At 71.3% G+C, this 9,250-nt stretch carries 10 protein-coding genes and 1 tRNA gene; 3 read left to right on the forward strand and 8 right to left on the reverse strand.

The features are described 5' to 3' along the window. Both PSH25_RS11635 and PSH25_RS11640 read right to left on the reverse strand, forming a co-directional pair. The coding region (locus PSH25_RS11635; RefSeq protein ID WP_238659106.1) for a protein kinase domain-containing protein at positions 1–506 on the reverse strand (506 nt) is incomplete at its 3' end. A 115-nt stretch (positions 507–621) separates the two neighbouring features. Next, positions 622–1,389 (reverse strand): enoyl-CoA hydratase/isomerase family protein, encoded by a 768-nt coding sequence (locus PSH25_RS11640; protein WP_308193658.1) that lies wholly within the window; start codon positions 1,387–1,389, stop codon positions 622–624. 239 nt (positions 1,390–1,628) lie between these two features. Between PSH25_RS11640 and PSH25_RS11645 the strand changes: the two genes are divergently transcribed. After that, positions 1,629–2,180 (forward strand): hypothetical protein, encoded by a 552-nt coding sequence (locus PSH25_RS11645; protein WP_238659107.1) that lies wholly within the window; start codon positions 1,629–1,631, stop codon positions 2,178–2,180. On the opposite strand, the gene PSH25_RS11650 is transcribed toward PSH25_RS11645, so the two are convergent. From PSH25_RS11650 to PSH25_RS11665, 4 genes are all read right to left on the reverse strand, one after another. Beyond that, complete coding sequence (locus PSH25_RS11650; protein WP_238659108.1) at positions 2,168–2,812, reverse strand: histidine phosphatase family protein; 645 nt, start codon at positions 2,810–2,812, stop codon at positions 2,168–2,170. The two genes, PSH25_RS11645 and PSH25_RS11650, sit on opposite strands and share 13 nt — an antisense overlap. Before the next feature lie 102 nt (positions 2,813–2,914). Continuing rightward, complete coding sequence (locus tag PSH25_RS11655) at positions 2,915–3,334, reverse strand: VOC family protein (protein ID WP_238659109.1); 420 nt, start codon at positions 3,332–3,334, stop codon at positions 2,915–2,917. A 35-nt stretch (positions 3,335–3,369) separates the two neighbouring features. Next, complete coding sequence (locus tag PSH25_RS11660; protein ID WP_238659110.1) at positions 3,370–3,771, reverse strand: helix-turn-helix domain-containing protein; 402 nt, start codon at positions 3,769–3,771, stop codon at positions 3,370–3,372. 168 nt (positions 3,772–3,939) lie between these two features. Next, positions 3,940–4,016: transfer RNA gene (locus PSH25_RS11665), tRNA-Thr, on the reverse strand. A gap of 339 nt (positions 4,017–4,355) precedes the next feature. On the opposite strand from PSH25_RS11665, the gene PSH25_RS11670 reads away from it, so the two are divergent. Next, the gene (locus tag PSH25_RS11670) at positions 4,356–5,447 is read left to right on the forward strand and encodes an ABC transporter ATP-binding protein (protein WP_210780867.1); all 1,092 of its coding nucleotides are present in this window, start codon (positions 4,356–4,358) and stop codon (positions 5,445–5,447) included. A gap of 137 nt (positions 5,448–5,584) precedes the next feature. Here PSH25_RS11670 and rlmB read toward each other — a convergent pair whose 3' ends face one another. After that, complete coding sequence (gene rlmB / locus PSH25_RS11675; protein ID WP_238659111.1) at positions 5,585–6,718, reverse strand: 23S rRNA (guanosine(2251)-2'-O)-methyltransferase RlmB; 1,134 nt, start codon at positions 6,716–6,718, stop codon at positions 5,585–5,587. Further along, the gene (gene cysS / locus PSH25_RS11680; protein ID WP_238659112.1) at positions 6,718–8,133 is read right to left on the reverse strand and encodes a cysteine--tRNA ligase; all 1,416 of its coding nucleotides are present in this window, start codon (positions 8,131–8,133) and stop codon (positions 6,718–6,720) included. Before cysS ends, rlmB begins: the two co-directional genes overlap by 1 nt. Positions 8,134–8,334: 201 nt before the next feature. On the opposite strand from cysS, the gene PSH25_RS11685 reads away from it, so the two are divergent. Continuing rightward, positions 8,335–9,036 carry an IclR family transcriptional regulator gene (locus tag PSH25_RS11685; RefSeq protein ID WP_372492770.1) on the forward strand — a complete coding sequence of 234 codons (702 nt, stop codon included), beginning with the start codon at positions 8,335–8,337 and terminating at the stop codon, positions 9,034–9,036. Positions 9,037–9,250 lie beyond the last annotated feature (214 nt).

Below are 9,250 nucleotides of genomic sequence, written 5' to 3' on the forward strand. Positions count from 1 at the left end.
GGCCGCCCCTCGAAGTCGATCTCCGGCGCACCGGCGGCTGCCGCGATGCCGAAGTCGAGCACCTTCGCGCCGGTCGGCGTGAGCATGACGTTGCCCGGCTTGATGTCGCGGTGCACCAACCCCTGATCGTGCGCGGCGGCGAGCGCCGAGGCCACCTCGGCGCAGACCCGCAGACCGGCGCGCGGCGGCAACGGCCCGACCGCCAACCGGTGTTCGAGGGTGTGACCGCCGAGCAACTCCATCACCACGAACGGGACCTCGACGCCGTCCAGCGCCGACTCGCCGTAGTCGTAGACGCTTGTGACGTGCGGATGCGACAGCCGGGCTGCGGCCTTGGCCTCGCCCCGGATCCGTTGTCGGGCGTTGGTGTCCGTGTCGACCAGCACCTTCACCGCGACGTCCCGTTCGAGCACCTCGTCGTATGCCCGGTGCACCGCCGACATGCCGCCACTGCCGAGGCGCTCCAGGAGCCGGTAGCGGCCCGCAAGCAACTGATCACGCTGCACAACGAACAGCCTGCCGTACCGGCCTGAGAACCGGGCACTCGGGATCGAGATATCGCAATGGGTGCGACGCAGGCCCTCATCCACCGACAGGATGACCGCGTTGGAACGCCTCCGGTCAGTCGTCGGTCGAGGGCTGCCAGGCGAAGCGGGGCGTACGCCGTTCGGTGATCGCCGCGACCCCCTCCCGAGCCTCGCCGGTGGTCGTCACCTTCCGGTGCCACCAGGCGATCCGAGCGGGCTCGGCCCGCCCGTCGATGATCTCCTTCGCGGCGGCGATGCTCAGCGGCGACCGTTGGGCGATGGTCGTGGTCAGTTCGTCCACCCGTGCGGCGAGCCGGTCGGCCGGCAGCACCTCGTCGACCAGTCCGATCCGCAGGGCGCGCTCGGCGTCGATCAACTCGGCGGTGAACAGCAGATGCTTGGCGGCGGACGGGCCGACCAGCCGGGCCAGCCGGCGCGTCGTCGGTGCCGGATAGACCAGCCCGAGCCGGGCCGGCGGCACGCCGAACCGGGCGTCGTCCGCAGCGATCCGCAGGTCGCAGGCGACCGCGAGTTGGGCACCACCCCCGACGCAGGCGCCCCGGATGGCCGCGATCGTCGGCTTGGCGAAGCGGGCCAGTCGTTCCTCGGCGGCGACCGCGATGCTGGCGTCACCGGCGTCCAGCAGTTCGGCCAGGTCACCGAGGTCGGCACCCGCACAGAAGGTGCCGCCCGCGCCGGTGAGCACCAACGCCCGTACGTGGGGGTCGGGCTCCAGCCGGTCGAGCAGTTCGGGGAGCTGACGCCACATGGCCGCGGTCATCGCGTTGCGCCGGGCCGGGTTGTGCATCACCACGGTGGCGACCGGCCCGGCCACCTCGACGGTCAACTCCGCGTCCGACACGTCCGCTCCTCCCCGCGCCACCCGAAGCGACGCCGCCAAGCTGCCTGCCGGCGCCGCACGCCGGTGCCGCGACCATAGCGAAGACGACCGGTCAGGCCCGGCGCAGGCGCACTGCTGAAGCAATCTTGGACAGTTTCCGTTAGCGCGGAACGGAAACTGTCCAAGATTGCAGAACGGCGCGGACCGCTTCCGGTGGGACGGCGGGGGAACCAATGGTTGGGGTCGCGCGTCCGACGGGAATGAGACCCGCATCGACGACAGTCGTCACGGTCGCGCTTCTGGCCGCGCTCCTGACCGGTTGCACAAGCGTCGACCGAGCCCCCACCACCACCTCTACCCAGCCCTCGGCCACCACCGCCACCGGCCCGGCTGCCCCGGCCACCGGCACCTCGCTGCCGACCACCGCCCCCACCGTCAGCGCCGAGGCCAGCGGGGTGGCCCCCCGAGTGACGTTGCGGGGCTCCGGCGGCTTCGCCGGGCGCGGTGACTCCATCGTCGTCGAGCCGGACGGTCAATGGACCGTGACGGACCGGGCGGGCAGTCGGCGCAACGGCCGGCTCTCCCCTGCCGACCAGGGCACCCTCGCGGGACTGACCGCCGACCCCCGGCTCGCCAGCGAGGCGCGGCAGCCGACGACCACGACCAGCTGCGCGGACGTCATGCACTACCGCCTCACCGTGGGCAGCAACGAAACCGGGTACGCCGACTGCCCGGCCGAGGGGCCCCCACCGCCGGCCACCCAGGCGGTGGTCAAGCTGCTGCTGCGGGTCACCGGCACCTACGGCAGGTAGTCCGGGGGCAGGCCGGTGCCCCGCAGCTCCGGCGGTAGGTGGGCCACGTCGTTGACGGCGACCAGACTCGGCGGGCCGGCCGCGCTGTACCGGATCACGGTCAGCCCCGCGTTGTGCGAGTTCAAGCCCAGCCACCGCCACTCCGGCGCGTCGAGGGCGTGCCGCACCAGCCAGGCGATCAGGAAGCTGTGCGTCACCACCAGCTCGCGGACCGGCTCACCGCTGGCGGGCCCCTCACCGACCGGGCCGGCGAACCGCCGCACCGCGTCCGCCGTCACTCGCGGCCCGTCGACCCGCTCGGCCGCCGAGAACTGCGTCAGGAATTCGGCGTACGCGGGCGGCAGGCCAGCCGGATCCGTGTCGTGTGGGAGGTGGTCGCCGGCAAGCTCCGTCTCGTACACCGGAACCTCGGGCAGCGACTTGGCGATCAGCTCGGCGGTCTGCGCGGCCCGGCGCAGCGGCCCATGGTGGACGGCGGCGAACCGCCGGGCTCGCAGGCGTTCACCCAGCAGGGTGGCCTGCCGCCGGCCGCGCTCCGACAGGCCGGTATCCGGTTCGCCGGCATCGGACCCACTCGGCTCGGACAGGTCCTGCTCGGCGTGTCGGGTCAGGTACAGCAGCCGGGTCGCCATGCACCCAGCTCAACACACCGGGAGGTACGGGTTCGACCCGCACCTCCCGGTCCTGCGACGTCGGCTCAGTCGGCCCGGCCGGACGCCGCCCGCGCGGCTCCCCTACGCCTGGGAGAACATCTGGCCGATGCGGATCCGGTTACCGAACGGGTCCCGGATGCCGAAGTCGATCCCGTACGGGCGCTCGGTCGGCTCGTCGGTGATCTCGACGCCCTTCGCCACAAGATCCTCGTGCGTCTTGCGGGCGTCGTCCGTCGTCATGAAGAGATACCCCCCGAGGGCACCCTTGGTGAGCAGCTCCCGGACCTGCTCGGCGGTGGCCGGGTCCAGCGCGGGCGGGCCCGGCTTCTCCAACAGGATCTCCCGCTCCGGGTCGCCGGGCAGGTTGACCGTCAGCCACCGCATGAAGCCGAGGTCCTGGTCGGTGTTGACCTCCATGCCGAGCTTGTTGACGTAGAAGTCAAGCGCGGCGTCCTGGTCGAGGACGTAGATCTGGGAGCGGCTGATCGCGTTCATCGTCATGCCCATGACGCTAGAGGTGGGACCGTGACCTGCGCTTATCCAAAACTGCTTGGTCGGGTCCAGGCTTTGGTGAAGCACGACGGCACGTTGCCCGGCGCGATGCGCTGACGCCGGAAATCCGAGGGCGACTCCCCGACGATCTGCCGGAACGTCCGACTGAACGTGCCCAGGCTGCCGAAGCCGACGGCGTAGCAAATGTCCGTCACGTCCCGGTCGGTCTCCACCAGCAACGCCATCGCCCGCTCCACCCGACGGCGTTGCAGGTATCGGTGCGGGGTCTCACCGAAGGTGGCCCGGAAGGTACGGATGAAGTGCGCCTCCGAGACGTGCGCGATCCGGGCCAACGCGGGGATGTCCAGAGGCTCCGCGTACGACCGGTCCATCGCGTCCCGGGCGCGCAGCATCGCCCGGTTCGACTCCTCCACCGCGCGACTCATCGACCCCCCGGCCTCACTTCGCTCGCCGCCGCAGTGCATCCCGGTTCCCCCGTGGACTCCCGCCGGCGGCGGGACGGAGGCACGATAGCGAATTTGATCGACGCCCACGTGCCCCGGGCGGACCGGCAGAGGCACAGCATTTGCCGGTCGGGAGAAGCCGGATGAAATTGGAGCCCCCGGCCGGGATCGAACCGGCGACATCTCGCTTACAAGGCGAGTGCTCTGGCCAGCTGAGCTACAGGGGCGCGTGCGTCGAGGTCAGCATAGCGACTGACGTCCGGATATCCCGATCGCGAGGCCTCCCGACAACGGGAATCGTCAACAACCCGACGCAGGCTCGTTTGACGCTACGTCGATTGATGTCTGACCGTGCCCGAGTGACCGGAATGCGTAGCCCGCCTGGTGGGCTCGGCGGCCCCCCGCCTTGGCAGCACGGGTAAACGCGTTTACGGTTCACTGACACGGACGACAACCGGGCGCCCCCGCGACCGGCCGCCGTCCGCTGACCGGCACGGACACGTGCCGGTTGCTCCTTCACTCGGATCGTCCGGCACGTTCCTGCCGGTGAAAGGAAGCGCTTCACCATGGCTACGGTCACCTATTCCAAGGCGTCCCGGGTCTACCCGGGCCAAGAGCGTCCCGCCGTCAACGAGCTGGACCTCGAGATCGGCGACGGGGAGTTCCTCGTCCTGGTCGGCCCCTCCGGTTGCGGTAAGTCCACCAGCCTGCGGATGCTCGCCGGCCTGGAGGACGTGGACGCCGGTTCGATCTACATCGACCAGCGTGACGTCACCCACCTTCCCCCGAAGGCCCGCGACATCGCGATGGTCTTCCAGAACTACGCCCTCTACCCGCACATGACGGTGTACGAGAACATGGCGTTCGCCCTCAAGCTGCGCAAGACCTCCAAGTCGGAGATCGACCGGCGCGTCAAGGAGGCAGCCGGGCTGCTCCAGCTGGAGGAGTACCTCAGCCGTAAGCCGAAGGCGCTCTCCGGTGGTCAGCGTCAGCGTGTCGCGATGGGCCGGGCGATCGTCCGCGAGCCGCAGGTCTTCCTCATGGACGAGCCGCTGTCGAACCTCGACGCCAAGCTCCGTGTGCAGACCCGTACCCAGATCGCGTCCCTGCAGGCCAAGCTGGGCGTCACCACGGTCTACGTCACACACGACCAGGTCGAGGCCATGACCATGGGTCACCGGGTCGCGGTGCTGCTCGACGGTGTCCTGCAGCAGGTGGACACTCCGCGGGCGCTCTACGACACCCCGGCAAACGTGTTCGTCGCCGGCTTCATGGGCTCTCCCGCCATGAACATCAAGACCGTTCCGCTCAACGAGCGGGGCGCCGAGTTCGCCGAGCTGCAGATCCCGCTGACCCGGGAGCAGGTCGAGGCGGCCCGCGCCGAGGGTGGCGACGGCAAGGTCACCGTGGGCTTCCGCCCGGAGGACTGCGAGCTGGTCAGCCCGACCGAGGGCGGCATGCCGGTCGTGGTCGAGCTGGTCGAGGACCTCGGCTCGGACGCCAACGTCTACGGCCACGCCGCACTGGGTGGCAACTCGGAGCGCTTCGTCGTCCGCACCGACCGGCGCAACATGCCGAACATGGGTGACACCGTGTTCGTCCGGCCGGTTGCCGGTCGCAGCCACGTCTTCCACGCCTCCACCGGTGGCCGGATCTGACGTAACGCCGTACCGACAGGGGGCGGTCCGCTTCGGCGGGCCGCCCCCTTCGTCGTACCTGAACGGGCTCTTCAGCCTGATCTGACCACGAAGGCCCCCTCCCGCGCTCGGCGGGAGGGGGCCTTCGTCGACGTGCGCTACAGCTCGACGGAGCGCCGACGGGCGACCTCGGCCAGGGCGACCGCCGCCGCCACACTGGCGTTGAGCGACTCGACCTCGGAGATCATCGGGATGCTGACGGTCAGGTCGCAGGTCTCCCCGACCAGGCGGGAAAGACCGCGCCCCTCGGAACCGACCACCACCACCAGCGGACCGACCGCGGCCTCCAGGTTGTAGAGGTCGGTGTCGCCGTCGGCATCCAGGCCGACGACCATGAAGCCAGCGTCCCGGCACGCCTTCAGCGACCGGGTCAGGTTGGTCACCTGCGCCACGGGCACCCGCGCGGCCGCGCCGGCACTGGTCCGCCAGGCGGTCGCGGTGATTCCGGCGGCACGACGCTCGGGTACGAAGACACCCTGCGCGCCGAACGCGGCAGCCGACCGGATCACGGCGCCCAGGTTGCGCGGGTCGGTGACACCGTCCAGCGCGACAAGCAGCGGAGCCTGCTGCTCCAGGGCAGCAGCGACCATGTCCTCGAACGGCTGGTACGCGAAGGGCGGCACCTGCAGGCCGACACCCTGGTGCAGCACCCCACCGGTCATCCGGTCCAACTCGGCGCGGCTGATCTCCAGGTTGGCGATGCCCCGGTCGGCGGCGGTCCGAATGATCTCGTTGATCCGGTCGTCCATGTCGATGCCCTGGGCGGTGTAGAGCGCCGTCGCCGGCACGTTGGCGCGCAGCGCCTCCAGCACCGGGTTACGCCCGACCAGCAACTCCGGGGTGTCCTTGGACGGGTTGGACTTGCGCCCCGGCGTGACCCGCGGGCCGGACCGGCCGGTGGGCTTGCCGCCCCGTCCACCGGTGGCGGCACCCCGGCCGCCCGGTACGCCCCGACCGCCGCCCCGGCCCCAGGTGGTGTCCTTGCTGCCAGGCTGACCGATCTTGGGGGCGCGCCCCTCCTCGGCCGCCGCGCGGCGCTCCTTGTCCTGCTTCCAGGCGGTGCGCTGGGGCAGCTTCTCGGTGCCCGAGTAGCCCTTGTGCCAGGGACGCTCGTCCGCGGGCAGGGTGCGACCCCGCCCGGCCAACGAGTCCTTGTTCTTGCCGCCGGTGCCCTTGGGGGCGCCTGCCTTCGACGTCAGTCGCCGGCCACGGCGCTGCGAGTTGCCGGCCATCAGTCCTGCTCTCCAATAGTCCAACGGGGGCCCTGGGGGGTGTCCTCGACCACCACGCCGGCCAGCTTGAGCTGGTCACGCACGGCGTCCGCGGCGGCCCAGTCCTTGCGGCCCCGCGCCTGCGCACGCTGCTCCAGGGCCAGCGCGATCAGGGAGTCCACCACGGCGCGAAGGTCGTCCGAGCGGCCGCCACCGGTCCAGGCCGGGTCGAGGGGGTCGATCCCGAGAATATCCAGCATTGCCCGCACCACGGCCAGCGTGGTGCGGACGGTCACATCGTCGCCGACGCTCAGCGCGGTGTTGCCGTCCCGAATGTGCTGTTGCAGCACGGCCAGCGCGGCGGACGTGTTGAGGTCGTCGTTCATCGCCGCGACGAAGCCGGCGGGCAGCTCAGCGAACTGCCCGGCACCGACCCGCTCGACGGCCCGCTGCACGAAACCCTCGATCCGCCGGTACGCGGTGGCCGCGTCGCGAAGCGAATCCTCCGAGTAGTCGATCACCGAGCGGTAGTGCGCGGCGGCGTAGTAGTAGCGCAGCTCCACCGGCCGCACCCCGAGCGAGTCCACGTACGCCAGGTCCAGCGCGTTGCCGGCGGACTTGCCCATCTTGGCCCCGCCGATGCTCAGCAGCCCGTGGTGCACCCAGTAGCGGGCGAACGGCAACCCGGCCGCCTGGGACTGGGCGATCTCGTTCTCGTGGTGCGGGAACGTCAGATCCAGCCCGCCGCCGTGGATGTCGAACTCCGGGCCGAGGTAGCGCCAGCACATCGCCGAGCACTCAATGTGCCAGCCCGGACGGCCCAACCCCCACGGCGAGGGCCAGTAGGCGTCCGCCGGCTCGTCCGGTTTGGCACCCTTCCACAACGCGAAGTCGCGCGGGTCCCGCTTGCCCCGATCCGGGGCGTCCCCGGCGGACTGCATGGCGTCCGGGGACTGACCCGACAGCGACCCGTACGCCGGCCAGGACGCCACGTCGAAGTAGACGTCGCCGGAGCCGTCACTCGCCGGGTACGCGTGCCCGTCGGCGATCAACTTCGTGATCAGCTCATGCATCTCGGGGATGTGCCCCGTGGCGCGCGGCTCATACGTGGGCGCCAGCACGTTCAACGACCGGTACGACTCGGCGAGCAGCAACTCGTTGGCGTACGCGATCGACCAGAACGGTCGACCCTGCTCGCCCGCCTTGACCAGGATCTTGTCGTCGATGTCGGTCAGGTTGCGAATGAAGGTGACCTCGTAGCCGGCGGCCAACAGCCAACGGCGCAGGACGTCATAGTTGACGCCGGAGCGAAGATGACCGATGTGCGGCGGGGCCTGGAGGGTGAGACCACACAGGTAGACCCCCACCTTGCCGGCTTCCCGCGGGACGAAGTCCCGCACCGATCGGGTGGCGGTGTCATACAGGCGTAGCGTCACCGTACAAGGGTAGCTGTCCGTGCCTGTCCGGGTCCGCCGGTGCCGGGTCGTACGCTGCCAGGCGTGGATGCGACCGCACGCCCCGGTGGCTCCGGTGACCCGCCAGCCAACCCCACCGCCCCCGCCGACCCGCCCTCCGGAAGGGCCTCCGGGCCGGTCTTCGGACGGGCCGCCGGGTCCGCCGATGCGGCCGACGCTGGCGTGGGGCGGGCCGATGCGGCCTCCGGGCCGGCCGGCGCTGGCGTAGGGCGGGCCGACGCGGTAGCGGGGCGGGGCGGGGAGACGTCGCAGACGCTGGACCGGGGTCTGCGGCTGCTGCACCTGGTCGCGGACGCCTCCGGCGGGCTGACCGTCACCGAGGCCGCGAATCGGCTCGGCATCGGCCGGGCCGCCGTATACCGGCTGGTCAGTGCGCTGACCGGGCACGGCATGCTGCGCCGCGACGCAGACGGTCGGCTGCGCCTCGGGGCCGGGTTACTGCACCTGGCCCGACGGGCCCAGCCCCTGCTCGCCGAGGGCGCGCTGCCCGCGCTACGCCGTCTCGCCGAGCAGGCCGGCGCGACCGCGCATCTGACCGTCGTCGAGGGTGGAGAGGGCGTCGCCCTGGCCGTGGTCGAGCCGAGCTGGACGTCCTTCCACGTCGCGTACCGGGCCGGGGCACGGCACCCACTGGACCGAGGAGCGGCCGGCCGGGCGATCCTGGCCGGTCGAGCCGGGGTGGCAGAGCCGCTGAGTAGCAGCGGAGAGTTGCAGGCCGGGGCGTACGGGGTGGCCGCACCGGTGCTCGGCGTACCCGGCCTGGAGGCCAGCGTCGGCGTGGTCGCGCTCGCGCCACTGGACGTCGACACGATCGGCCCTCAGGTGCTGGCCGCCGCCCGAGCCATCACCACCGCCCTCAGCTGACCCCGACCGCCCGCCCCACCTCACCGCCGCGTGCCACCCTCACCGCCGCGCGTGCCACCTCACCGCCGCGCCCCACCTCACCGTCGCGCGCACACCCCCGTGGCTTGATCGACTCGGGTTCCCGGAAGTCGCGGCATCCCGAGGTCGGTGACCACCCGACTTTCAGGAGCGCGAGTGGATCACCGCCCATCGGCGGTCCGAATGCCCGATTGGT

The sequence above is a fragment of the Micromonospora foliorum genome, assembly GCF_022229015.1.
Lineage (GTDB): Bacteria > Actinomycetota > Actinomycetes > Mycobacteriales > Micromonosporaceae > Micromonospora > Micromonospora foliorum.

Coding starts and splice junctions, on each gene's coding strand:
- PSH25_RS11650 (WP_238659108.1), bottom strand. CDS start 2,812: ATGGCGACCCGGCTGCTGTACCTGACCCGACACGCCGAGCAGGACCTG.
- PSH25_RS11655 (WP_238659109.1), bottom strand. CDS start 3,334: ATGACGATGAACGCGATCAGCCGCTCCCAGATCTACGTCCTCGACCAG.
- PSH25_RS11660 (WP_238659110.1), bottom strand. CDS start 3,771: ATGAGTCGCGCGGTGGAGGAGTCGAACCGGGCGATGCTGCGCGCCCGG.
- rlmB (WP_238659111.1), bottom strand. CDS start 6,718: ATGGCCGGCAACTCGCAGCGCCGTGGCCGGCGACTGACGTCGAAGGCA.
- PSH25_RS11670 (WP_210780867.1), top strand. CDS start 4,356: ATGGCTACGGTCACCTATTCCAAGGCGTCCCGGGTCTACCCGGGCCAA.
- PSH25_RS11645 (WP_238659107.1), top strand. CDS start 1,629: ATGAGACCCGCATCGACGACAGTCGTCACGGTCGCGCTTCTGGCCGCG.